Raw genomic sequence first — 24267 nt, forward strand, 5'->3', positions numbered from 1 at the left:
ATTTTTACCCAATAGCAGTAAGCAGTATTCATGGGAGCATAAGATGAGTGATGATGTAGCGCTGCCGTTGCAGTTTACCGAAGCAGCAGCCAACAAAGTGAAAACCCTGATTGCCGACGAAGACAATCCGGATCTGAAACTGCGTGTTTATATTACCGGTGGCGGCTGTAGCGGCTTCCAGTACGGTTTTACCTTTGATGACCAGGTGAACGATGGTGATATGACTATCGAGAAGCAGGGCGTCGCGCTGGTGGTTGACCCAATGAGCCTGCAATATCTGGTGGGCGGTGCGGTTGACTACACCGAAGGTCTGGAAGGCTCTCGCTTTGTTGTGACCAACCCGAACGCGAAAAGCACCTGTGGGTGTGGTTCTTCGTTCAGCATCTGATAGCGTCTGGTGTCGTTGTGGGCCCGGTAAAGCGTCGCGCTACCGGGCTTATAAACGGCCTTATCTTGAATTATCATCCAGCGCAAACGTCGGCAGCTTCAGGTGCCAGCGGATCGCCGCTAAACGTATCCCCAGCGTCACAACCATCCCCAGCATTGCCGCATTCTCCAGTGGAATGGCAAAGGTATAATACGCCGTGGCGTGAACAATGCCGCCGACGATACAGGCTGTCGCGTAAATCTCCGTTCGCAGGATCATCGGCACTTCGCGCGCCAGAATGTCACGAATGATCCCGCCGCCCACACCGGTTAAGACCCCCATGCAGATAGCCACCATTGGGCCGGTTCCCGCATTAAAGGCTTTATTCACCCCAATGCCGACAAACACCGCCAGGCCGACGGCATCCAGCACCGGGAGCACCCATTTTGGTAAACGGCGGGGCTGTCGAACTAACGCGATCGTTAACAGGCAGGTGACCATTGCCACCACCAGATCGGTGGGATCTTTCACCCAAAATACCGGGCCATTTGCCAGCGCCATATCGCGGATCGTTCCGCCGCCAACGGCAGTAACCACGCCAAGTACCAGCACGCCAAACGGATCCATGCGTAATTTCCCGGCGAGCAAAACGCCGGAGATAGCAAAAACGGCGGTGCCAAGAATATCCAGCCAATAAACGAGCATCGTTAAATCCTCGAACTTTTGTGTCTGTTTCTATGTTAGTGACTCTCTGCCAGTGCGGCACAGAGTTGTTTTGCGGCGAGGATAATACGCGGGCTGGCGCGTTCAAACCAGTCGCTGTTGAGTGGGATCACCGGAATTTTTAGCTGGCGTTGCCAGAATTGTTCAATTTTAGGAATCTCACTCGCATTTCCGACCACCACGATAGCCTGCGGATGGCGAGCCAGAACCTGCTCCCGGCTGACCTGCGGCCACGGAACCCGGCTGGCAGCAAAGATATTTTCACCGCCACAAATCTCAAGCACCTGGTTCTGAATAGAGCCTTGCCCGGTAGTGAACAGCGGCTGGCTGCCAAACTGCAGGAAGATGCGTTTTTTCGTCGGGGTGTCGTATCTGGCTTTCAGTGCCGCATAGTCGCTGAGCATCTGTTGTGCTGCACTTTCGGCTTTCTTCGGCGTTGGGCTATAAGGTGCCAGCGCGCGCAGCGCCTGAGCAATTTGCTCAATGCTCACCGCGTCTATCCACATCACCTTGATCCCAAGTGAAGTGAGCTGGTTGACCTGCCGCTCGGCATTGCCACCGCGCCAGGCCAGCACGAGATCGGGTTTAAGTGCCACGATGCGCTCAAGGTTCATCCCTTGCCAGGTCGATACCTCTTCAATGCCAGCCGCTTGCGGTGGGTCATCCGAAAAACTGCTTACGCCAACGGGAGTGATCCCGGCGGCAAAGGCCAGCTCGGTGTTAGCGGGGGAGAGGGTAATCACACGCGGCACAGCATAAAGCCATGCCGGTGCGAGCAGAAGCAGGGCAACCAGTGCCCTAAAAGGGTGTTTAGCCACGTGCCAGTTTCTGCACCAGGCTTTCCACCATCACGGTGGACTGTTTTGCCGCAACGGCCAGGAATTCGTCGAAGCTGATATGAGACTGTTGGTCAGCCACGTCAGAGATCGCACGAACCACCACGAACGGGACGCTGAAGTTATGGCAAACGTGGGCAATCGCGGTTGCTTCCATCTCAACGGCAACGGCCTGAGGGAAGTTATGGCGGATTTTAGCCAGACCAACTGAGCCATTGATGAAGGCATCGCCGCTGACAATCAAACCGCGCACGGCGTTGAGGTTCAGCTCTGCGATGCAGGTTTCTGCTGCAGCAATCAGTTTATCGTCAGCTTTAAACCCGGCCGGACAACCTGGGAGCTGGCCATATTCGTAGCCGAACGCAGTCACGTCTGCATCGTGGTAACGCGCTTCGTCAGAGACAACGATATCACCGACTTTCAGCGTTGGTGCGAGACCGCCAGCGGAACCGGTGTTGATGATCACGTCCGGCTTGCAGCGTTCGAGCAGCAGGGTTGCGCCCAGTGCTGCAGCAACTTTACCGATGCCAGATTTCAGCAGAGCAACGTCAACGCCGTTCAACTGGCCGGTGTAGATCTCGCAACCACCCAGAGAGAGGGTCTGACGGTTCTCAATTTTGTCACGCAGTAGCGTAACTTCTTCTTCCATTGCACCAATAATGCCGATTTTCATAGATTTACTCGCGATGTGCTTCGTTAAGATGCATAGTCTATCATGCGGTTAAGGGGAAACGCATTCTCACGCGGGGGAGCACATGGCACCAATCGATTTTCGCACCAAAATTAACTGGCACCGACGTTTCCGCTCGCCGCAGGGCGAAAAGAGCGAACATGAGATCCTGCGCATCTTCGAAAGCGATCGTGGGCGCATTATTAACTCACCTGCAATCCGTCGCTTACAGCAAAAAACCCAGGTGTTCCCGCTTGAGCGTAACGCTGCGGTGCGTACGCGCTTAACCCACTCAATGGAAGTTCAGCAGGTTGGGCGTTACATTGCCAAAGAGATTTTAAGCCGCCTTAAAGAGCAGCGTTTGCTGGAAACCTATGGTCTTGATGAGCTGACGGGGCCGTTCGAAAGCATCGTCGAGATGGCCTGCCTGATGCACGATATCGGCAACCCGCCGTTTGGCCATTTTGGGGAGGCGGCGATAAATGACTGGTTTAAACAGCGACTTTATCCTTCGGATGCGATAAGCCAGCCGCTCAGTGATGATCGCTGTGTAGTCAGGGATTTACGCCTGCGTGAAGGTGAAGAAGGATTAAACGATCTGCGCCGCAAAGTGCGTCAGGATCTTTGCCACTTTGAGGGTAACGCGCAGGGGATCCGCCTGGTACACTCCCTGATGCGTATGAACCTGACCTGGGCGCAGGTGGGCTGCATTCTCAAATATACGCGCCCCGCCTGGTGGATGGGGGAAACACCTGTCTCACACAGTTATTTGATGAAAAAGCCGGGCTATTATTTATCTGAAGAAGCCTATATAGAGCGGTTACGTAAAGAACTTTCACTGACCCCGAATGGCCGCTTTCCATTGACATGGATAATGGAAGCCGCTGACGATATTTCCTATTGCGTTGCCGACCTCGAAGACGCCGTTGAGAAAAGAATATTCAGTGTTGAGGCACTTTATCAGCATCTTTATGTTGCCTGGGGTAAACATGAAAAAGGGTCGCTGTTTGCTCAGGTTGTCGAAAATGCCTGGGAAAAATCGCGCTCAAATTCATTAAGCCGCAGCACGGAAGATCAGTTCTTTATGTATTTGCGGGTCAATACATTAAATAAACTGGTGCCGTATGCGGCTTCGCGTTTTATTGACAACTTGCCGATGATTTTTAGCGGGGAATTCAATCACGCGTTGCTGGAAGATGACAGCAGCTTCAGTCAGCTTCTTGAGTTATATAAAAACGTGGCGATGCGTCATGTGTTCAGCCATCCGGATGTCGAGCAACTGGAGCTGCAGGGATACCGGGTTATCAGCGGTTTACTGGAGATTTACCGCCCACTGCTTCAGCTATCGGTCAACGAGTTCAGCGAGCTGGTGGAACAAGAGCGCGTGCGGCGATTGCCAATTGAATCCCGGCTTTATCAAAAACTTTCTACCCGCCATCGCCTGGCTTATGTTGAAGCAGTCAGCAGACTGGATCGACAATCACCTCAATGGCCTATTATGGAATATTATTCTCGTTGCCGTCTTATTCAGGACTATATCAGCGGCATGACGGATTTGTATGCCTGGGATGAATACCGCAAGCTCATGGCTGTCGAATAAACGCTGAGTTTTGTAAAGACGGCCAATAAATTTTTACTTTTTCCATAAACTTAATCCCGGAACTAAGCGGTATAAAACGAATCTGAGTTACACAGCAATTTTGCGTTACCTGTAAATCGAGATTGAGAAACATGAAAAAAACCACATTAGCAATGAGTGCACTGGCTCTGAGTTTAGGTTTAGCGCTGTCTCCTCTGACTGCTACTGCAGCTGAGAGCTCATCGTCGGCAGCAACCGCGCAGCAGATGCCAAGCCTGGCACCGATGCTCGAAAAAGTGATGCCATCGGTGGTGAGTATTAACGTTGAGGGCAGTACGACCGTCAATACGCCGCGTATGCCGCGTAACTTCCAGCAGTTCTTCGGTGATAACTCACCGTTCTGCCAGGACGGTTCACCCTTCCAGAGCTCCCCGTTCTGTCAGGGCGGTGGTGCAGGGGATGAAAGCCAGGGCGGTAACGGTGGCGGCCAGCAACAGAAATTCATGGCACTCGGTTCGGGCGTCATTATTGATGCGGCAAAAGGCTACGTGGTGACCAACAACCACGTTGTTGATAACGCCAACACCATTAAAGTTCAGCTGAGCGACGGACGTAAATTCGACGCTAAAGTGGTGGGTAAAGATCCACGTTCGGATATCGCGCTGATCCAGATTCAGGATCCGAAAAACCTGACGGCGATTAAGCTCGCCGATTCCGACGCGCTGCGTGTGGGTGACTACACCGTAGCCATCGGCAACCCGTTCGGTCTGGGTGAAACCGTGACCTCTGGTATTGTCTCCGCGCTGGGTCGTAGCGGCCTGAACGCAGAGAACTACGAGAACTTTATCCAGACGGATGCGGCGATTAACCGGGGTAACTCCGGCGGTGCGCTGGTGAACCTGAACGGTGAACTGATTGGTATCAACACCGCAATCCTGGCTCCGGACGGCGGTAACATCGGTATCGGCTTTGCTATCCCAAGTAATATGGTGAAAAACCTGACCGCACAGATGGTGCAGTATGGCCAGGTGAAACGCGGTGAGCTGGGTATCCTGGGGACTGAGCTGAACTCCGAGCTGGCGAAAGCAATGAAAGTGGACGCCCAGCGTGGGGCATTTGTCAGCCAGGTGCTGCCGAACTCCTCTGCGGCGAAAGCGGGGATTAAAGCCGGTGATGTGATCACTTCTCTGAACGGTAAACCGATCAGCAGCTTTGCGGCCCTGCGTGCTGAAGTGGGTTCCATGCCGATTGGTAGCAAAATCACCCTCGGTCTGCTGCGTGAAGGTAAGCCGGTTAACGTGAGCCTGGAACTGCAGCAGAGCAGCCAGAATCAGGTGGACTCCAGCACCATCTTCAATGGTATTGAAGGTGCTGAGATGAGCAACAAAGGCGAAGATAAAGGCATTGTGGTGAACAACGTGAAAGCGAACAGCCCGGCTGCCCGTATCGGCCTGAAAAAAGGCGATGTGATCATGGGAGCTAACCAGCAACCGGTGAAAAACATCGCTGAACTGCGCAAAATCCTCGACAGCAAACCTTCCGTGCTGGCGTTGAATATTCAGCGTGGTGATTCTTCAATTTACCTTCTGATGCAGTAATCCCTCCGCGCCCCTGCTCAACCACGAGCAGGGGCCATTTTTGTTTCTGTGACCTTTTCCACAAGTCCATATTTCTCTCCGTGACTTTGTGCATTTGCACAATGCAGCCGTGACTGAACTTCCCTATTCTTGAGCCCTGCTCACAGGAGGGTTACATGGCTGGCAGGCATCTTGATACCAAAATGGCGCAGGATATTGTGGCGCGCACCATGCGCATCATTGATACCAATATCAATGTAATGGATGCTCGCGGGCGCATTATTGGCAGTGGCGATCGTGAACGCATTGGGGAAGTGCACGAAGGTGCGTTGCTGGTGCTCTCTCAGGGACGCGTGGTGGATATCGACGATGCGGTTGCGAAACACCTTCACGGTGTCCGTCAGGGGATCAATTTCCCGCTGCGGCTGGAGGGGGAAATTGTTGGCGTGATCGGCCTGACGGGCGAACCGGAGTCGCTGCGTAAATATGGCGAGCTGGTCTGCATGACCGCCGAAATGATGCTGGAGCAGTCGCGTCTGATGCACCTGCTGGCACAGGATAGCCGCCTGCGTGAAGAGCTGGTCATGAACCTGATCCAGGCAGAAGAACACACACCTGCGCTGAGCGAGTGGGCGCAGCGTCTGGGCATCGATCTTGATCAGCCACGCGTGGCGGTGGTCATTGAAGTCGATAGCGGCCAGTCTGGCGTAGACAGCACGATGGCCGAACTGCAGCAGCTGCAAAATGCACTGGTCACACCGGAGCGCAACAACCTGGCGGCAATTGTTTCTCTGACTGAAATTGTGGTGCTCAAACCGGCGCTTAACCCGTTTGGCCGCTGGGATGTTGAAGATCACCGTCGCTGGGTGGAGCAGCTGATTGCACACATGAAGGAGGGCGGACAACCGCGTTTTCGCGTTGCCCTGGGAAATTACTTTACCGGGCCGGGCAGTATCGCCCGCTCATGGCGCACGGCGCGTACCACGATGATGTCAGGTAAACAGCGGATGCCGGAAAGCCGGAGCTACTTCTACCAGGAACTGATGTTGCCGGTGCTGCTCGATGGCCTGCGTGGTGGCTGGCAGGCCGATGAGCTGGCGCGTCCATTAGCCCGTCTGAAAGCGATGGACAACAACGGTTTGCTGTACCGCACGTTGCAGGCATGGTTTCATCATAACGTGCAGCCGCTGGCAACGTCGAAAGCGCTGTTTATTCACCGCAATACGCTGGAATACCGGCTTAACCGGATCTCGGAACTGACCGGGCTGGAGCTGGGGAATGTTGACGACAGGCTGCTGCTGTACCTGGCGCTGCAGTTAGATGAGCAGAGATGAGGTTTCACCCTCTCCCTGTGGGAGAGGGCCGGGGTGAGGGCATCAGGCCGCACCTGTCATTACTTATTACGAGTAAGCTTCTCAAGATCCGCTTCAATCTCGCTGATCTTGTTCGTGACAACGCTTTCCAGATGACGCAGGTCATCGAGGATCTTACGTTTCAAATCGACTTCGGTGCGATCGCGCTGGCAGATCTGATCGAGTTCATCGATCACATAGCGCAGGTTAGGGCTGATTTCCTGTACTTCTTTGTACCCTTGTCCTACGCCGTCAGCGACGACGGTCTTACGCTGGCGTGGATATTTAAACTTCACGCTCTTGGCGAAAAACTCGCCTTTATCCTTATGAAAATAGATTTTCAAAATATCGTTATTCGCTTCCTGGCGGAGGCTGTAACGATCAATTTCATCAGGATTGGTAATGCCCAGACTTTTCAGATTATCGTACATAGCGGTACCCTTGATCTCAACATAACCTTTGAATAATTAACGAAAAAATCTATTTTCGCCACCCTCAGATATAAAAAAAGCGGGGTTGCCCCCGCTTTTTGTTATACCCGATTAATCGATGGTGCGCAGCAGTTCGTTGATACCCACTTTACCGCGGGTTTTTGCATCGACTTTTTTCACGATAACCGCACAGTACAGGCTGTATTTGCCATCTTTTGACGGCAGGTTACCGGAGACGACGACGGAACCCGCAGGTACGCGACCGTAGTGAACTTCGCCGGTTTCACGATCGTAAATACGGGTGCTCTGACCGATATAGACGCCCATAGAAATAACGGAGCCTTCCTCAACGATCACACCTTCAACCACTTCGGAGCGTGCGCCGATGAAGCAGTTGTCTTCGATGATGGTTGGGTTCGCCTGCAGTGGCTCCAGAACGCCACCGATGCCGACGCCGCCGGACAGGTGAACGTTTTTACCGATCTGCGCGCAAGAACCGACGGTTGCCCAGGTGTCTACCATTGTGCCTTCATCAACATACGCACCGATGTTCACGTAGGATGGCATCAGCACGGTATTGCGTGCGATGAATGCGCCCTGGCGAACTGCCGCCGGAGGCACAACACGGAAACCTTCTTTCTGGAAACGCGCTTCATCGTAGTCAGCGAATTTCATTGGTACTTTATCGAAGTAGCGGCTTTCTGCTCCGTCGATAACCTGGTTATCGTTGATACGGAAAGAGAGCAGCACGGCTTTCTTCAGCCACTGATGAGTTACCCACTGACCGTCGATTTTTTCTGCCACGCGCAGCGCGCCGGAATCCAGCAGAGAAATCACCTGATTAACCGCTTCACGGGTAACGGTATCCACATTTGCCGGGGTAATCTCGGCGCGACGCTCAAAAGCGGACTCAATAACGTTCTGTAACTGCTGCATTGTTTACTCTTTCCATTTCACTAAAAAACACGTCACCCTTTATCGTTTGGATTGAGGGCTGCTGTCAACCGTTGTTGCACTTCCAGCTGCAGGTCATTATTAAGGGCACGCCGGTCGGCCGTTGCGATTATAAATAAATCTTCTACTCGCTCACCAATGGTTGTAATTCGGGCTCCATGAAGCGAAATTCCCAGATCGGCAAAAACCTGGCCGACGCGGGCGAGCAACCCTGGCTGGTCGAGGGCGATAAGCTCCAGGAACGATTTGCGGTCGGTGTGGGTCGGCAGGAAATTGACCTCGGTATCGACGGTAAAGTGACGCAATTTGGCCGGTTGACGACGCGGTTGCGGCGGTTGCCAGCTGCGCTGGGTGATGGCCTGTTCCAGACCAAAGCGTATCCCTTCATGACGGTCCGACGACAGCGGGCTGCCGTCCGGCTCCAGTACGATAAAGGTATCCATCGCCATGCCGTCTCGGGTGGTAAAAATCTGTGCGTCGTGAACGCTGAGGTTGCGTCTGTCCAGCTCGGCGCAGACGGCGGCAAACAGATAAGGCCGGTCCGGGCTCCAGATAAAGATCTCTGTGCCGCCGCGCGTGGCCTGCGGGCTGAGCAGGATCATCGGTTTCGACAAATCATGCTGGAGCAGATGCCGCGCATGCCAGGCAAGCTGGTTTGGGCTATGACGCACAAAGTAGTTGGCGCGACAGCGGGCCCAAATCTGATGTAATGCCTCTTCATCAATGTTATCCATCCGCAGCAACGCCAGCGCCTGCACCTGATGGTGACGTACACGCTCGCGCATGTCCGGGGTGTTTTGCATTCCGCGACGCAGCTGTTTTTCCGTCGCGAAGTAAAGCTCGCGCAGCAGGCTTTGCTTCCAGCTGTTCCACAGCGTTTCGTTGGTGGCACAAATATCCGCTACAGTCAGGCAGACCAGATAGCGCAGGCGGTTTTCAGTTTGCACCTCTTCGGCGAATTGCTTAATGACTTCCGGATCCTGAATGTCACGACGCTGTGCGGTAACTGACATCAGCAGGTGATGGCGCACCAGCCAGGCGACCAGCTGCGTCTCGCGCGAGTTCAGACCATGCAGCTCGGCAAATTTCAGCACGTCCTGTGCGCCCAGTACCGAGTGGTCACCACCGCGACCTTTCGCGATATCGTGGAACAGGGCGGCAATCAGGATCAGTTCCGGGTGGGAAAGACGCGGCCACAGCTCAACGCACAGCGGATGGCGGGAGCGCGTCTCTTCTTTGGCAAAGCTCTCCAGCTTGAGCATGACGCGGATCGTGTGTTCATCCACCGTATAAGCGTGGAAAAGATCGAACTGCATCTGCCCGACGATATGCGACCACTGCGGCATATAGGCCCACAGCACACTGTGGCGGTGCATCGGCAGCAGGCCCCGGCTGACGGCTCCCGGGTGGCGTAGCATGCTGAGGAACAGGGTTCGCGCTTCCGGGATATAACACAGCGGCTGCGTCAGATGGCGGCGCGCGTGGCGCAGATGGCGCAGGGTCGTGGAGTAGATCCCGGTGATCGCGCTGTTACGCACCATCGTATAGAACATGCGGAGGATCGCTTCCGGCTCGCGGATAAACAGCGTTTCGTCGCGCAGATCGATAAGCGTGCCGCGCAGCTGGAATTCATCATCAATGGGCCGTGGTTTTTCGTCCGCCGTCAGCGCCAGGATCGCTTCGTCAAACAGCTGCAGCAGCATCTGGTTGAGTTCGGTCACGCGGCGGGTAACGCGGAAGAAATCCTTCATCATGTGCTCAACCGGCTCGTTGCCCTCACCGCTGTAATTGAGGCGCTGAGCCACGCTGAGCTGGCGGTCAAACAGCAGACGGTTATCGTAACGGCTGACTTCAAGATGCAGGGCAAAGCGAATGCGCCACAGGAGATGTAAACACTCGTTCAGTTCATTACGTTCGGCTTCGGTTAAGAAACCAAACCCGACCATCTCGTCCAGCGACGTTGCGCCAAAATGACGACGGGCGACCCACTGCAGGGTGTGGATGTCGCGCAGACCGCCAGGGCTACTTTTGATATCAGGCTCCAGGTTATAGCTGGTACCGTGATAGCGCTGGTGGCGCTGATTTTGTTCCTCGACCTTTGCGGCGAAGAATTTCTCTGACGGCCAGAACCCGTCGCTGAAAATGTGTTTTTGCAGTTCCAGGAACAGCGCAACGTCGCCGATCAGCAGACGGGTTTCAATCAGGTTGGTGGCAACGGTGAGGTCAGATAACCCTTCCAGCAGACACTCTTCCAGCGTGCGCACGCTGTGACCCACTTCCAGCTTCACGTCCCAGAGCAGCGTCAGCAGTTCGCCAATTTTCTGCGCCTGTTCGTCTGGCAGCTTTTTACGGCTTAAGATCAGCAGGTCGATATCGGAAAGCGGATGAAGCTCGCCACGGCCATAGCCCCCGACGGCGACCAGTGCGACGTCGCTAATCTGACCGAAACCATAGTCAATCCACAGGCGCTGCAGGAGCTGGTCAATAAATTCGGTGCGTGCTTCGATGAGCTGCTCGGCAGAAATACCCGCATCAAACGCGCTACCCAGCCAGCGATGGAAAACATCCATATGCGCTTTGATATGGGCGCAGGTCAGCTCGTGCGGTGGCCAGACGCCCGGGTTGTCGGGCTGGTCGGGGAGGGTGGGAAGTGCTGTATTCGCATACTGTTCGGGTAATAGATTACTCATCGCGTGCCACCCATAAGAAAAAGCTATCGCCATTAAAAAAGCCGGCATTTGCCGGCTTTTTTATCATTCATCGTGCGTCAGTATCGCCGGGATGGTGTCATCCTTGCGCAACGTCATAATCTCGCAGCCGTTGTCTGTTACCACAATAGTATGCTCGTACTGCGCAGACAAGCTTCTGTCTTTGGTTTTCACCGTCCAGCCATCTTTCATGGTACGGATGCGGTAGTCGCCAGAGTTGACCATTGGCTCGATAGTAAAGGTCATGCCTTTTTGCAGCACCACACCGCCGTCATCGGCATCGTAGTGCAAAACCTGCGGCTCTTCGTGGAAGACGCGGCCGATACCGTGACCGCAATATTCACGCACCACAGAGAAACCTTCTGCTTCAACGAATTTCTGGATAGCGGCACCGATGGTGCGCAGGCGGATACCGGGTTTAACCATCTTCAACGCCAGGTAGAGGCTTTCCTGAGTCACTTTGCACAGGCGCTCGCCCAGAATAGTGGGTTTACCAACGATGAACATCTTCGAGGTGTCACCGTGGTACTCATCTTTAATGACGGTGACGTCGATGTTGACGATGTCGCCATCTTTCAGCAGTTTTTCATCATCCGGAATACCGTGGCAAACCACCTCATTAATTGAGATACAGACGGATTTCGGGAAACCGTGGTAGCCGAGGCAGGCGGAGATCGCGTGCTGCTCGTTGACGATGTAGTCGTTACAGATGCGATCCAGCTCGCCGGTGCTGACGCCCGGTTTGACGAACGGTTCAATCATTTCCAGCACTTCCGCGGCCAGACGACCGGCGACGCGCATCTTTTCAATTTCTTCAGGTGTCTTAATAGAGATAGCCATGTAATCTGTCCATCGGTGTCGATTTTTTCGACAATATAAATCTACGTGTCCTCAATGGTATCAGTCAGGCGCACCCCGTGCCAAATTGAGAATCATTAACAGCACACTCCGCCAACAATTATTGGTTTCTGGTCGTGTTTTGTGGTATAAAGCGCGCCGGACTTCCGATCCATCGAAGACTACACAGGTTGGACGGAAGCGACAAATCTCACTTTGTGTAACAACACACACGTATCGGCACATATTCCGGGGTGCCCTTTGGGGTCGGTAATATGGGATACGTGGAGGCATAACCCCAACTTTTACTATAGAGGTTTTAAACATGGCAACTGTTTCCATGCGCGACATGCTCAAGGCTGGTGTTCACTTTGGTCACCAGACCCGTTACTGGAACCCGAAAATGAAGCCTTTCATCTTCGGCGCACGTAACAAAGTTCACATCATCAACCTTGAGAAAACTGTACCAATGTTCAACGAAGCCCTGGCTGAGCTGAACAAGATTGCTTCCCGTAAAGGTAAGATTCTGTTCGTTGGTACTAAGCGCGCTGCAAGCGAAGCTGTGAAAGATGCTGCTAACAGCTGCGACCAGTTCTTCGTGAACCATCGCTGGTTGGGTGGCATGCTGACTAACTGGAAAACTGTTCGTCAGTCCATCAAACGCCTGAAAGATCTGGAAACCCAGTCTCAGGACGGTACTTTCGACAAGCTGACTAAGAAAGAAGCGCTGATGCGCACTCGTGAACTGGACAAGCTGGAAAACAGCCTGGGCGGTATCAAAGATATGGGCGGCCTGCCAGACGCGCTGTTCGTAATCGATGCAGACCACGAGCACATCGCAATCAAAGAAGCTAACAACCTGGGTATCCCGGTATTCGCTATCGTTGATACCAACTCCGATCCGGACGGTGTTGACTTCGTTATCCCGGGTAACGACGACGCCATCCGTGCTGTTAGCCTGTACCTGAGCGCTGTAGCTGCTACCGTTCGTGAAGGCCGTTCCCAGGATCTGGCTTCTCAGGCGGAAGAAAGCTTCGTAGAAGCTGAATAATAAGGTTTCACCCCTTATTAGTACCGTGTATGAATAGGGGCCAATTATCGGCCCCTTTTTTCAATTTATACTGTTTGGCCCCCGGCCGGGCAGTTCACATCTCCCGAGGATTTAAGAATGGCTGAAATTACCGCATCCCTGGTAAAAGAGCTGCGCGAGCGTACTGGCGCAGGCATGATGGATTGCAAAAAAGCGCTGACTGAAGCGAACGGCGACATCGAGCTGGCAATCGAAAACATGCGTAAATCCGGTGCGATCAAAGCAGCTAAAAAAGCAGGCAACGTGGCTGCTGACGGCGTGATCATCACTAAGATCGACGGCAACTACGGCATCATTCTGGAAGTTAACTGCCAGACTGACTTCGTTGCTAAAGACGGTGGTTTCCAGGCATTTGCTAACAAAGTTCTGGACGCAGCTGTTGCAGGCAAAATCACTGACGTTGACGTTCTGAAAGCACAGTTCGAAGAAGAACGTGTTGCGCTGGTTGCTAAAATCGGTGAGAACATCAACATCCGTCGCGTGTCTTCCCTGGAAGGCGACGTACTGGGTTCTTACCAGCACGGTGCACGTATCGGTGTTCTGGTTGCGGCTAAAGGCGCTGACGAAGAGCTGGTTAAACAGCTGGCTATGCACATCGCTGCAAGCAAACCAGAATTCGTTAAGCCAGAAGACGTGTCTGCTGAAGTGGTAGAGAAAGAGTACCAGGTTCAGCTGGACATCGCGATGCAGTCTGGTAAGCCAAAAGAAATCGCAGAGAAAATGGTTGAAGGCCGCATGAAGAAATTCACCGGCGAAGTTTCTCTGACTGGCCAGCCTTTCGTTATGGATCCAAGCAAGTCTGTTGCTCAGCTGCTGAAAGAGCACAACGCTGACGTAACTGGCTTCATCCGCTTCGAAGTGGGCGAAGGCATCGAGAAAGTTGAGACTGACTTCGCAGCAGAAGTTGCTGCAATGTCCAAGCAGTCTTAATGATTGAAAAGGAGCCGCCTGAGGGCGGCTTCTTTTTGTCACCCGTCAGACGAAATCAGACAGGCTCCAGTATCGCTGTGCTGATATGCGACATATCATGTCGCCAGAATTAACCCCCATCTTAATCGTTGACAGTCTCAGGAAAGAAACATGGCTACCAATGCAAAACCCGTGTACAAACGCATTCTGCTTAAGCTGAGTGGCGAAGCGCTGCAGGGATCGGAAGGCTTCGGTATTGACGCAAGCATCCTTGATCGTATGGCACAGGAAATCAAAGAACTGGTCGAACTGGGTATTCAGGTTGGCGTGGTCATTGGCGGTGGCAACCTTTTCCGTGGCGCTGGTCTGGCGAAAGCAGGGATGAATCGCGTTGTGGGCGACCACATGGGTATGCTGGCAACCGTCATGAATGGCCTGGCGATGCGTGATTCGCTTCATCGCGCCTATGTGAACGCGCGCCTGATGTCCGCTATTCCACTGAATGGCGTGTGCGATAACTACAGCTGGGCAGAAGCTATCAGCCTGCTGCGTAACAACCGCGTGGTGATCCTCTCCGCCGGTACGGGTAACCCGTTCTTTACCACCGATTCCGCAGCCTGTCTGCGCGGTATCGAAATCGAAGCCGATGTGGTTCTGAAAGCAACCAAAGTGGATGGCGTGTTTACTGCCGATCCGGCAAAAGATCCTTCTGCGACCATGTACGATCAGCTGACCTACAGCGAAGTGCTGGATAAAGAGCTGAAAGTGATGGATCTTGCCGCCTTCACGCTGGCTCGTGACCATAAACTGCCGATCCGTGTCTTCAACATGAACAAGCCAGGCGCACTGCGCCGCGTCGTAATGGGCGAAAAAGAAGGCACTTTGATCACGGAATAATTTCCGTCGGCGATAAATACAGGTAAGATTCCGCTTTATTTGTAGCGGTATCTTACCCGGGCGCGCCTTTGGCGTTGTCATGAATTAAACGCGACTATACTTAGCACACCTGTAGCGCTGTGCTGGCGGATAGTCTGCCTGAGACAAGTTTTCAAGGATTCGTAACGTGATTAACGACATCAGAAAAGATGCTGAAGTACGCATGGACAAATGCGTAGAAGCGTTCAAAACCCAAATCAGCAAAATCCGTACTGGCCGTGCTTCCCCAAGCCTGCTGGATGGCATCATCGTGGAATACTACGGCACGCCAACCCCACTGCGTCAGCTGGCGAGCGTGACTGTAGAAGATACCCGTACGCTGAAAATCAACGTATTCGATCGTTCTATGAGCCCGGCCGTTGAAAAAGCGATCATGGCATCTGACCTGGGTCTGAACCCAAGCTCTGCGGGTTCTGACATCCGTGTTCCACTGCCTCCGCTGACGGAAGAACGTCGTAAAGACCTGATCAAAGTGGTTCGTGGTGAAGCTGAGCAAGGTCGCGTTTCTGTGCGTAACGTACGTCGCGACGCGAACGATAAAGTGAAAGCTCTGCTGAAAGAAAAAGAGATCAGCGAAGATGACGACCGTCGCTCCCAGGACGACGTGCAGAAGATGACTGACGCAGCTATCAAGAAAATTGATGCGGCGCTGGCAGATAAAGAAGCGGAACTGATGCAGTTCTGATTTCTGTCGTACACTGATAAACGCCGTTCAGAGAGACATGATGTCTTGCTGGCGGCGTTTTGCTTTTATCTGGTCTAACTTTTTCCGGGCATCTCATGAAGCATTTAACTCTCCTTGGCTCAACTGGCTCTATCGGTTGCAGCACTCTCGACGTTGTTCGCCATAACCCTGAACTCTACACCGTGACGGCACTGGTGGCCGGTAAGAACGTGCAGCGAATGGTCGAACAGTGCCTGGAGTTTGCGCCTCGCTATGCGGTGATGGATGACGAAAAGAGCGCCCGCCTTGTGAAAGCGCAGCTGCAGGAGAAGGGCAGTCGCACCGAGGTGCTGAGTGGGAAACAGGCGGCCTGTGATATGGCTGCGCTGGATGAGGTCGATCAGGTGATGGCGGCAATCGTCGGGGCGGCAGGGCTTCTGCCTACGCTTGCGGCTATCGATGCCGGTAAAGATGTATTGTTGGCGAATAAAGAGTCGCTGGTGACCTGTGGACGCCTGTTCATGGAGGCGGTTAAGCAGCGCGGCGCGCGTCTTTTGCCGGTCGATAGTGAACACAACGCAATTTTTCAGAGTTTACCGCAACTTTTTCAACAGAACCTGGGGTACGCTGACCTCGAGCAGAATGGCGTTGTGTCGATTCTGCTTACCGGGTCTGGTGGTCCGTTCCGTGAAACGCCGCTGTCTGAACTGAGCGCAATGACGCCGGATCAGGCGTGTCGTCATCCGAACTGGTCAATGGGACGTAAGATCTCCGTCGACTCTGCCACCATGATGAACAAAGGTCTGGAATACATTGAAGCGCGCTGGCTGTTTAATGCGTCAGCGAAACAGATGGAAGTGCTGATCCACCCGCAATCGGTGATTCACTCGATGGTGCGTTATCAGGATGGCAGCGTGCTGGCACAGCTGGGTGAACCGGATATGCGCACGCCAATTGCACATTCGATGGCGTGGCCTAACCGTGTGAAGTCTGGGGTGAAACCGCTCGATTTCTGCAAGCTCAGCTCTCTGACATTCAGTGAGCCAGATTACGACCGTTATCCGTGTCTGAAGCTTGCGATGAATGCCTTTGACCAGGGGCAGGCGGCGACGACAGCACTCAATGCGGCCAATGAAATTACCGTTGAGGCATTTCTGAATCAGCAGATTCGTTTTACCGACATCGCGACACTGAATCGCTCGGTGCTGGACATGATGGATTTGCGCGAACCACAAAGCGTGGAAGAGGTGTTGGCGGTAGATGCTCAGGCCCGCATTGTTGCGCGTAAACAGGTGACACGTCTCGCAAGCTGGTGATAAAGCAACCACTAATTGTCGTGCCATTTGTTAGCGTTGGGCTTCAGTGATATAGTCTGCGCCACCTGATCGCAGGTATTTGACTTAATGTGGTCAGGTAAGCCGTGGTTTGACACGGCTTTTTTATGTATAGGCTTCAGTATTCCTGAGTACCGTTAAATCCTTTTCAGGGACTAAAAACGCGTTATGTTGTCTGCGAATCAACCAATAAGCGAAAATTTGCCCGCTCATGGCTGCCGTCATGTAGCAATTATCATGGATGGCAATGGCCGCTGGGCGAAAAGACAAGGGAAGATACGAGCCTTTGGGCATAAAGCTGGGGCGAAGTCTGTTCGCCGCGCCGTTTCTTTTGCCGCCAATAACGGCATTGATGCGTTAACGCTCTATGCTTTTAGCAGTGAAAACTGGAATCGACCGGCGCAGGAAGTCAGTGCGTTGATGGAATTGTTTGTGTGGGCGCTCGACAGCGAAGTAAAAAGCCTGCACCGCCACAACGTCCGCCTGCGTATTATTGGCGAGACCAGTCGTTTTAACTCACGTTTGCAGGAACGGATTCGTAAAGCAGAAGCGCTGACTGAAAATAATACTGGTCTGACGCTCAATATCGCGGCGAATTACGGCGGACGCTGGGATATTATCCAGGGCGTTCGGCATTTGGCCGAACAGGTTCAGGAAGGGCTGTTGAGACCCGACCAAATTGATGAAGAGATGCTGAGTCAGCAAATCTGCATGAATGAACTGGCACCTGTGGATTTGGTAATTAGGACAGGGGGAGAACATCGCATAAGTAACTTTTTGCTTTGGCAAATTGCCTATGCCGAACTTTACTTTACTGATGTTCTTTGGCCCGATTTTGATGAACAAGACTTTGAAGGTGCGCTGCATGCCTTTGCCAATCGAGAGCGTCGTTTCGGCGGCACCGAGCCTGGTGGCGACAAAGCCTGATGGGGGTAGCTTTTGCTGAAGTATCGCCTGATTTCCGCTTTTGTATTAATACCCATTGTCATTGCGGCGCTGTTTTTACTGCCCCCAGTGGGATTCGCTATTGTTACGCTGGTAGTGTGTATGCTCGCCGCGTGGGAATGGGGACAGTTTAGCGGCTTTACCTCGCGCACTCAGCGGGTATGGCTGGCGGTACTCTGTGGCTTTTTACTGGCCCTGATGCTGTTTACCTTGCCTGAATATCACCACGATATTCATCAACCGCTGGTTGCCGGCTCCCTGTGGGTATCGTTGGCCTGGTGGATTGCTGCGCTCGTGTTGGTGCTTTTTTATCCAGGTTCTGCGGCATTATGGCGCAATTCAAAAGTATTACGCCTTATTTTTGGCCTGCTCACAATTGTTCCTTTTTTCTGGGGTATGCTCGCGCTGCGCGCCTGGCACTATGATGAAAACCACTACAGCGGTGCAATCTGGCTGCTTTATGTGATGATTCTGGTCTGGGGGGCTGACTCTGGGGCCTATATGTTTGGTAAACTGTTCGGCAAACATAAACTGGCTCCGAAGGTTTCTCCGGGTAAAACCTGGCAAGGATTTATCGGCGGCTTGTTTACGGCAGCAATCATCTCCTGGGGCTATGGCGTCTGGGCGGATCTGAGCGTTGCGCCGTCGACACTGCTGGTGTGCTCAATTTTTGCTGCACTGGCCTCGGTACTGGGTGATTTAACCGAAAGTATGTTTAAGCGTGAAGCAGGGATTAAAGACAGTGGTCACTTGATTCCAGGGCATGGCGGTATAATGGATCGCATTGACAGCCTGACTGCGGCAGTCCCCGTGTTTGCTTGCTTGCTTTTATTGGTGTTCGGGACGATTTAACGGAAGGTTTTATGCTGAGCATTCTCTGGAATCTGGCGGCGTTCGTTGTTGCACTGGGTGTACTGATTACCGTGCATGAATTTGGCCATTTCTGGGTTGCTCGCCGCTGTGGTGTGCGCGTGGAGCGATTCTCCATTGGTTTTGGTAAATCGCTCTGGAAGCGTACCGACCGCCACGGCACTGAATTCGTCATCGCCCTTATCCCGCTGGGTGGCTATGTTAAAATGCTCGACGAACGTGTTGAGCCTGTTGCCCCTGAACTTCAGCATCGCGCGTTCAACAACAAAACCGTTGGGCAACGCGCCGCCATCATTGCTGCCGGTCCGGTAGCCAATTTCATCTTTGCTATCTTCGCCTACTGGCTGGTGTTTATCATCGGCGTCCCTGGCGTGCGTCCGGTGGTGGGTGAAATTGCCCCCAACTCCATCGCGGCAAGTGCGCAAATTACGCCGGGGATGGAACTTAAAGCCATTGATGGCATCGAAACCCCTGATTGGGATGCCGTGCGGCTGCAGTTGGTCGCCAAAATTGGTGATAAGCAGACAACGGTCAGCGTTTCGCCGTTTGGTTCTGACCAGCGACAGGACAAAGTGCTGGATTTACGCCACTGGAGTTTCGAGCCTGACAAAGAAGATCCCGTCTCTGCGCTGGGGATTCGCCCACGCGGTGCGCAGATCGAGCCGGTATTAGCCGAAGTACAGGCCAATTCGGCGGCGAGCAAAGCAGGTTTGCAAGCAGGCGACAGGATCGTTAAAGTCGATGGTCAACCATTAACACAGTGGATGACCTTTGTTACTCTGGTGCGCGATAATCCAGGTATTTCGCTCGCACTGGAAGTGGAAAGGCACGGGAGTCCGCTTTCGCTGACGCTGACCCCGGATACCAAATCGGGCGGCAAAAAGGCAGAAGGGTTTGCAGGTGTAGTGCCGAAAGTGATCCCGCTGCCAGATGAGTACAAGACAATACGCCAATATGGGCCGTTTAGCGCCATCCTTGAAGCCACGGATAAAACATGGCAACTGATGAAGCTTACGGTCAACATGTTGGGGAAATTGATAACCGGTGATGTGAAACTGAACAACCTCAGTGGGCCAATTTCAATTGCTCAGGGGGCTGGGATGTCAGCGGAATTCGGGGTGATTTACTATCTCATGTTTCTCGCGCTTATAAGCGTGAATCTGGGGATAATCAACCTGTTCCCGCTTCCCGTATTAGACGGGGGCCATCTGCTGTTTTTAGCGATTGAAAAGCTAAAAGGCGGACCGGTATCCGAGCGAGTTCAAGACTTTAGTTATCGCATTGGCTCGATTTTGCTGGTGCTGTTAATGGGGCTTGCACTTTTCAATGATTTCTCTCGGTTGTAAGAGAGTGTTAGGAAGAACGCATAATAACGATGGCGATGAAAAAGTTGCTCATAGCGTCGCTGCTGTTTAGCAGCGCCACCGTATACGGTGCTGACGGGTTCGTAGTGAAAGACATTCATTTCGAAGGCCTCCAGCGTGTCGCCGTTGGTGCGGCCCTCCTCAGTATGCCTGTGCGCCCCGGCGATACGGTTAATGATGATGATATCAGTAACACCATCCGTGCTCTGTTTGCCACTGGCAACTTTGAGGACGTCCGCGTCCTGCGCGATGGTGATACGCTGCTGGTTCAGGTAAAAGAACGTCCAACGATCGCCAGTATCACTTTCTCCGGCAACAAGTCGGTGAAAGATGACATGCTCAAGCAGAACCTTGAAGCATCCGGTGTTCGTGTGGGGGAATCTCTGGACCGCACAACCCTTTCAGATATTGAAAAAGGTCTGGAAGATTTCTATTACAGCGTCGGTAAATACAGCGCAAGCGTGAAGGCGGTTGTGACTCCGCTGCCACGTAACCGTGTTGACCTGAAGCTGGTCTTCCAGGAAGGTGTCTCTGCGAAGATCCAACAGATCAACATCGTAGGGAACCACGCGTTCAGCACCGACGAACTGATCTCGACTTTCCAGCTGCGTGACGAAGTGCCGTGGTGGAACGTGGTTGGCGATCGCAAATACCAGAAGCAGAAACTGGCGGGCGACCTCGAAACCCTGCGCAGCTACTATCTGGATCGCGGTTACGCGCGTTTCAACATCGACTCTACTCAGGTCAGTCTGACTCCGGACAAGAAAGGGATCTACATTACGATTAACATCACTGAAGGCGAGCAGTACAAGCTTTCTGGTGTTGAAGTCAGTGGAAACCTGGCGGGGCATTCTGCAGAGATCGAATCGCTGACCAAAATTCAGCCGGGCGATCTGTATAGCGGTGCTAAAGTGACCAAGATGGAAGACGGCATTAAGAAGCTGCTCGGCCGTTACGGTTATGCTTATCCGCGCGTACAGACTCAGCCTGAAATCAACGATGCGGATAAAACCGTTAAGCTTCGCGTTAACGTTGATGCGGGCAACCGTTTCTACGTACGTAAGATCCGTTTTGAAGGTAACGACACTTCAAAAGATTCCGTTCTGCGTCGCGAAATGCGTCAGATGGAAGGGGCGTGGTTAGGTAGCGATCTCGTTGATCAGGGTAAAGAACGTCTGAACCGTCTGGGTTATTTTGAAACGGTCGATACCGACACCCAACGTGTGCCAGGCAGCCCGGATCAGGTTGATGTCGTTTATAAAGTGAAAGAGCGTAACACCGGTAGCTTCAACTTTGGTGTGGGCTACGGTACTGAAAGTGGCGTGAGCTTCCAGGTCGGTGTTCAGCAAGATAACTGGCTGGGTACGGGTTATTCTGTTGGTATCAACGGTACCAAGAACGACTACCAGACCTACTCTGAGTTCTCTGTCACTAACCCATACTTCACCGTTGATGGTGTGAGCCTGGGTGGTCGTATCTTCTATAACGACTTTAAAGCAGATAACGCGGATCTGTCCTCCTATACCAACAAGAGTTATGGTGTAGACGGTACGCTGGGCTTCCCGGTCAACGAATACAACACCCTGCGTGCAGGTTTAGGTTACGTGCATAACGACCTGTCCAACATGCAACCGCAGGTGGCGATGTGGCGTTATCTGGACTCCATCGGTCAGTCAACCAGTAAGACCGGTGACAATAACGGTTTTGCGGCAGATGACTTCACCTTCAACTATGGCTGGACGTATAACCGTCTTGACCGTGGTTACTTCCCGACGGAAGGTTCTCGTGTCAACCTGAACGGTAAAGTCACCGTTCCGGGTTCCGATAACGAGTTCTACAAGGTGACGCTTGATACCGCGTCCTACTTCCCAATTGATGACGACCATAAATGGGTTGTTCTGGGTCGTACCCGTTGGGGCTATGGCGATGGTTTAGGTGGCAAAGAACTGCCATTCTATGAAAACTTCTATGCTGGTGGTTCCAGTACCGTTCGTGGCTTCCAGTCCAATAACATTGGTCCGAAAGCGGTCTACTACGGTGGAAACAAAACGGATAACTGTAATAAATCCTCGTCTTCAGAAGTCTGTAGTTCTAATGATGCGGTGGGCGGTAACGCGATGGCAGTGGCTAGCCTGGAGTTCATTACGCCAACGCCGTTTATCAGTGATAAATATGCGAACTCAGTCCGTACCTCCTTCTTCTGGGATGCCGGTACTGTGTGGGATACCAACTGGGAGAATACCGCACAGATGCGTGCAGAAGGTATTCCAGACTACAGCGATCCGAGCAATATTCGCATGTCTGCAGGTATCGCATTACAATGGATGTCACCGCTGGGGCCGTTGGTCTTCTCTTACGCCCAGCCGTTTAAGAAATATGATGGAGATAAATCGGAGCAATTCCAGTTTAACATTGGTAAAACCTGGTAATAATCCGCTGCAATGGAATGCGTTGGCAGTGTAGCGCTGACAACTGGCGATCGTGCAGACGATCGCCTTGCCACGCAAAGAACGGTACCTTTGAGGTACTAATGGGATGGTAAGGAGTTTATTGTGAAAAAGTGGTTATTAGCTGCAGGTCTCGGTTTAGCGATGGCAACGTCTGCTCAGGCAGCGGGCAAAATTGCGATCGTCAATATGGGTAGCTTGTTCCAACAGGTTGCGCAGAAAACGGGTGTTTCCGCAACGCTGGAAAACGAGTTCAAAGGCCGTGCAAGCGAACTGCAAGGCATGGAAAGCGATCTTCAGTCCAAGATGCAACGTCTGCAGCGCGATGGTTCTACCATGAAAGCGGCTGACCGTAGCAAACTGGAAAAAGATGTTATGTCTCAGCGCCAGGCATTCTCCCAGAAAGCACAGGCTTTCGAGCAGGATCGTCAGCGTCGTTCTAACGAAGAGCGTGGCAAACTGGTGACGCGCATTCAGACAGCAGTTAAATCTGTTGCTGCCGATCAGGGCGTCGATCTGGTTGTTGATGCGAATGCCGTTGCTTACAACAGCAGCGATGTTAAAGACATCACCGCTGATGTTCTGAAACAGGTTAAATAAGTAATGCCTTCTATTCGACTGGCTGATTTAGCTCAGCAGTTGGATGCAGAATTACACGGTGATGGCGATATCGTCATCACCGCTGTTGCGTCCATGCAATCTGCTAAAGCTGGCAATATTACCTTCATGGTAAGCCCTAAGTATCGTGAACATCTGGCTCAGTGCCAGGCGTCAGCTGTTGTTCTTACGCAGGACGATCTTCCGTTTGCCGCAGGTGCTGCTTTGGTAGTGAAAAATCCCTACCTGACGTATGCACGCATGGCCCAAATTCTTGATACCACGCCGCAGCCGGCACAGAGTATTGCTGCCAGTGCAGCAATCGATCCGACGGCTCAGCTTGGTAACAACGTTGCAGTTGGCGCTAATGCCGTTATTGAGTCGGGCGTCGTGCTGGGCGATAACGTCGTGATTGGCCCGGGTTGCTTCGTTGGGAAAAATACGAAAATCGGTGCAGGAACCCGCTTGTGGGCTAATGTGTCCGTTTACCATGAAGTTGAAATCGGCGAAAATTGCCTTGTTCAGTCCAGCACCGTGATTGGTTCTGACGGGTTTGGTTACGCTAACGATCGTGGTAACTGGGTTAAGATCCCACAGCTTGGTCGCGTTATCATTGGCGACCGTGTTGAGATCGGCGCATGTACCACCATTGACCGTGGTGCGCTTGACGACACCATTATTGGCAATGGTGTTATCATCGATAACCAGTGCCAGATTGCACATAACGTTGTGATTGGCGACAATACCGCAGTTGCGGGTGGCGTTATCATGGCAGGCAGCCTGAAAATTGGCCGTTACTGCATGATTGGCGGTGCCAGCGTGATCAACGGTCATATGGAAATATGCGACAAGGTGACGGTGACGGGAATGGGCATGGTTATGCGTCCTATCACTGAACCAGGCGTCTATTCCTCTGGTATTCCGCTGCAACCGAACAAGGTATGGCGTAAAACAGCAGCTCTGGTGATGAATATTGATGATATGAGCAAGCGTCTCAAGTCTCTTGAGCGCAAGATCGATCAACAAGACTAAGCGTTCATCCGTTTAACGCTACTTTCCCGGCCTGTCGGCTTTCTT

General features: G+C 52.8%; 22 protein-coding genes. 15 read left to right on the plus strand and 7 right to left on the minus strand.

What is annotated here, in order from left to right:
• The first annotated feature begins 43 nt into the window (after window positions 1–43).
• A complete protein-coding gene (gene erpA, locus HV318_RS17990; protein WP_182273800.1) occupies window positions 44–388 on the plus strand; it encodes an iron-sulfur cluster insertion protein ErpA in 345 nt (114 codons plus the stop codon).
• Between the two features lie 60 nt (window positions 389–448).
• Here the strand turns inward: erpA and HV318_RS17995 are convergent, their stop codons facing one another.
• From HV318_RS17995 to mtnN, 3 genes are read right to left on the minus strand one after another with little or no spacing between them, the layout of a single operon-like run.
• Entirely contained in the window at window positions 449–1072 is a 624-nt protein-coding gene (locus HV318_RS17995; protein WP_182273801.1) for a TRIC cation channel family protein, read from the minus strand.
• Window positions 1073–1107: 35 nt separating this feature from the next.
• Window positions 1108–1908, minus strand: a complete 801-nt coding sequence (gene btuF, locus HV318_RS18000; RefSeq protein WP_182273802.1) for a vitamin B12 ABC transporter substrate-binding protein BtuF — start codon at window positions 1906–1908, stop codon at window positions 1108–1110.
• The gene (gene mtnN, locus HV318_RS18005; RefSeq protein WP_182273803.1) at window positions 1901–2599 is read right to left on the minus strand and encodes a 5'-methylthioadenosine/S-adenosylhomocysteine nucleosidase; all 699 of its coding nucleotides are present in this window, start codon (window positions 2597–2599) and stop codon (window positions 1901–1903) included. The genes btuF and mtnN overlap by 8 nt, the downstream gene beginning before the upstream one ends.
• A gap of 82 nt (window positions 2600–2681) precedes the next feature.
• On the opposite strand from mtnN, the gene dgt reads away from it, so the two are divergent.
• From dgt to HV318_RS18020, 3 genes are all read left to right on the plus strand, one after another.
• Window positions 2682–4196, plus strand: coding sequence for a dGTPase (dgt, locus tag HV318_RS18010; protein ID WP_182273804.1), 1515 nt, complete (start codon window positions 2682–2684; stop codon window positions 4194–4196).
• A 131-nt stretch (window positions 4197–4327) separates the two neighbouring features.
• Complete coding sequence (degP, locus tag HV318_RS18015) at window positions 4328–5773, plus strand: serine endoprotease DegP (RefSeq protein ID WP_182273805.1); 1446 nt, start codon at window positions 4328–4330, stop codon at window positions 5771–5773.
• 155 nt (window positions 5774–5928) lie between these two features.
• Entirely contained in the window at window positions 5929–7086 is a 1158-nt protein-coding gene (locus HV318_RS18020; protein ID WP_182273806.1) for a CdaR family transcriptional regulator, read from the plus strand.
• Window positions 7087–7145: 59 nt separating this feature from the next.
• Here HV318_RS18020 and HV318_RS18025 read toward each other — a convergent pair whose 3' ends face one another.
• The 4 genes from HV318_RS18025 to map form a co-directional block, all read right to left on the minus strand.
• The gene (locus tag HV318_RS18025; RefSeq protein WP_008501916.1) at window positions 7146–7535 is read right to left on the minus strand and encodes a DUF3461 family protein; all 390 of its coding nucleotides are present in this window, start codon (window positions 7533–7535) and stop codon (window positions 7146–7148) included.
• Window positions 7536–7646: 111 nt separating this feature from the next.
• Window positions 7647–8471 (minus strand): 2,3,4,5-tetrahydropyridine-2,6-dicarboxylate N-succinyltransferase, encoded by an 825-nt coding sequence (gene dapD, locus HV318_RS18030; protein ID WP_008501915.1) that lies wholly within the window; start codon window positions 8469–8471, stop codon window positions 7647–7649.
• Between the two features lie 32 nt (window positions 8472–8503).
• On the minus strand, window positions 8504–11179 hold the full coding sequence (glnD, locus tag HV318_RS18035; protein ID WP_182273807.1) for a bifunctional uridylyltransferase/uridylyl-removing protein GlnD: 2676 nt from the start codon (window positions 11177–11179) through the stop codon (window positions 8504–8506).
• Window positions 11180–11242: 63 nt separating this feature from the next.
• Complete coding sequence (gene map, locus HV318_RS18040; protein ID WP_182273808.1) at window positions 11243–12037, minus strand: type I methionyl aminopeptidase; 795 nt, start codon at window positions 12035–12037, stop codon at window positions 11243–11245.
• A gap of 322 nt (window positions 12038–12359) precedes the next feature.
• Here map and rpsB point away from each other — a divergent pair, with 322 nt between their 5' ends.
• The 11 genes from rpsB (at window position 12360) to lpxD (ending at window position 24222) form a co-directional block, all read left to right on the plus strand.
• A complete protein-coding gene (gene rpsB / locus HV318_RS18045; protein WP_013095653.1) occupies window positions 12360–13085 on the plus strand; it encodes a 30S ribosomal protein S2 in 726 nt (241 codons plus the stop codon).
• A 117-nt stretch (window positions 13086–13202) separates the two neighbouring features.
• Complete coding sequence (tsf, locus tag HV318_RS18050; RefSeq protein WP_182273809.1) at window positions 13203–14054, plus strand: translation elongation factor Ts; 852 nt, start codon at window positions 13203–13205, stop codon at window positions 14052–14054.
• Window positions 14055–14204: 150 nt separating this feature from the next.
• Window positions 14205–14930 carry a UMP kinase gene (gene pyrH / locus HV318_RS18055; RefSeq protein WP_004858112.1) on the plus strand — a complete coding sequence of 242 codons (726 nt, stop codon included), beginning with the start codon at window positions 14205–14207 and terminating at the stop codon, window positions 14928–14930.
• A 166-nt stretch (window positions 14931–15096) separates the two neighbouring features.
• Window positions 15097–15654 carry a ribosome recycling factor gene (gene frr / locus HV318_RS18060; protein ID WP_182273810.1) on the plus strand — a complete coding sequence of 186 codons (558 nt, stop codon included), beginning with the start codon at window positions 15097–15099 and terminating at the stop codon, window positions 15652–15654.
• Between the two features lie 95 nt (window positions 15655–15749).
• Entirely contained in the window at window positions 15750–16949 is a 1200-nt protein-coding gene (gene ispC / locus HV318_RS18065) for a 1-deoxy-D-xylulose-5-phosphate reductoisomerase (RefSeq protein WP_182273811.1), read from the plus strand.
• Window positions 16950–17135: 186 nt separating this feature from the next.
• Window positions 17136–17894: a (2E,6E)-farnesyl-diphosphate-specific ditrans,polycis-undecaprenyl-diphosphate synthase gene (gene ispU, locus HV318_RS18070; protein ID WP_182273812.1), complete on the plus strand. Its 759-nt coding sequence runs from the start codon at window positions 17136–17138 to the stop codon at window positions 17892–17894.
• 12 nt (window positions 17895–17906) lie between these two features.
• On the plus strand, window positions 17907–18764 hold the full coding sequence (gene cdsA, locus HV318_RS18075; RefSeq protein WP_182273813.1) for a phosphatidate cytidylyltransferase: 858 nt from the start codon (window positions 17907–17909) through the stop codon (window positions 18762–18764).
• 11 nt (window positions 18765–18775) lie between these two features.
• Entirely contained in the window at window positions 18776–20128 is a 1353-nt protein-coding gene (rseP, locus tag HV318_RS18080; protein WP_182273814.1) for a sigma E protease regulator RseP, read from the plus strand.
• 29 nt (window positions 20129–20157) lie between these two features.
• On the plus strand, window positions 20158–22575 hold the full coding sequence (gene bamA, locus HV318_RS18085; protein ID WP_182273815.1) for an outer membrane protein assembly factor BamA: 2418 nt from the start codon (window positions 20158–20160) through the stop codon (window positions 22573–22575).
• A 123-nt stretch (window positions 22576–22698) separates the two neighbouring features.
• Window positions 22699–23193, plus strand: a complete 495-nt coding sequence (gene skp, locus HV318_RS18090; RefSeq protein ID WP_182273816.1) for a molecular chaperone Skp — start codon at window positions 22699–22701, stop codon at window positions 23191–23193.
• Between the two features lie 3 nt (window positions 23194–23196).
• Window positions 23197–24222, plus strand: coding sequence for a UDP-3-O-(3-hydroxymyristoyl)glucosamine N-acyltransferase (gene lpxD, locus HV318_RS18095; protein ID WP_182273817.1), 1026 nt, complete (start codon window positions 23197–23199; stop codon window positions 24220–24222).
• Window positions 24223–24267: the final 45 nt, after the last annotated feature.

Source organism: Enterobacter sp. RHBSTW-00901 (assembly GCF_014103115.1).
Taxonomy (GTDB): Bacteria; Pseudomonadota; Gammaproteobacteria; order Enterobacterales; family Enterobacteriaceae; genus Enterobacter; species Enterobacter cloacae_P.

Excerpts from the sequence above, each read along its gene's own strand:
- rseP (WP_182273814.1), top strand. The coding sequence starts at position 18,776 with ATGCTGAGCATTCTCTGGAATCTGGCGGCGTTCGTTGTTGCACTGGGT.
- HV318_RS18020 (WP_182273806.1), top strand. The coding sequence starts at position 5,929 with ATGGCTGGCAGGCATCTTGATACCAAAATGGCGCAGGATATTGTGGCG.
- lpxD (WP_182273817.1), top strand. The coding sequence starts at position 23,197 with ATGCCTTCTATTCGACTGGCTGATTTAGCTCAGCAGTTGGATGCAGAA.
- HV318_RS17995 (WP_182273801.1), bottom strand. The coding sequence starts at position 1,072 with ATGCTCGTTTATTGGCTGGATATTCTTGGCACCGCCGTTTTTGCTATC.
- ispU (WP_182273812.1), top strand. The coding sequence starts at position 17,136 with ATGTTGTCTGCGAATCAACCAATAAGCGAAAATTTGCCCGCTCATGGC.
- dapD (WP_008501915.1), bottom strand. The coding sequence starts at position 8,471 with ATGCAGCAGTTACAGAACGTTATTGAGTCCGCTTTTGAGCGTCGCGCC.
- erpA (WP_182273800.1), top strand. The coding sequence starts at position 44 with ATGAGTGATGATGTAGCGCTGCCGTTGCAGTTTACCGAAGCAGCAGCC.
- glnD (WP_182273807.1), bottom strand. The coding sequence starts at position 11,179 with ATGAGTAATCTATTACCCGAACAGTATGCGAATACAGCACTTCCCACC.
- bamA (WP_182273815.1), top strand. The coding sequence starts at position 20,158 with ATGGCGATGAAAAAGTTGCTCATAGCGTCGCTGCTGTTTAGCAGCGCC.
- tsf (WP_182273809.1), top strand. The coding sequence starts at position 13,203 with ATGGCTGAAATTACCGCATCCCTGGTAAAAGAGCTGCGCGAGCGTACT.
- HV318_RS18025 (WP_008501916.1), bottom strand. The coding sequence starts at position 7,535 with ATGTACGATAATCTGAAAAGTCTGGGCATTACCAATCCTGATGAAATT.
- dgt (WP_182273804.1), top strand. The coding sequence starts at position 2,682 with ATGGCACCAATCGATTTTCGCACCAAAATTAACTGGCACCGACGTTTC.
- degP (WP_182273805.1), top strand. The coding sequence starts at position 4,328 with ATGAAAAAAACCACATTAGCAATGAGTGCACTGGCTCTGAGTTTAGGT.
- map (WP_182273808.1), bottom strand. The coding sequence starts at position 12,037 with ATGGCTATCTCTATTAAGACACCTGAAGAAATTGAAAAGATGCGCGTC.
- mtnN (WP_182273803.1), bottom strand. The coding sequence starts at position 2,599 with ATGAAAATCGGCATTATTGGTGCAATGGAAGAAGAAGTTACGCTACTG.
- pyrH (WP_004858112.1), top strand. The coding sequence starts at position 14,205 with ATGGCTACCAATGCAAAACCCGTGTACAAACGCATTCTGCTTAAGCTG.
- rpsB (WP_013095653.1), top strand. The coding sequence starts at position 12,360 with ATGGCAACTGTTTCCATGCGCGACATGCTCAAGGCTGGTGTTCACTTT.
- ispC (WP_182273811.1), top strand. The coding sequence starts at position 15,750 with ATGAAGCATTTAACTCTCCTTGGCTCAACTGGCTCTATCGGTTGCAGC.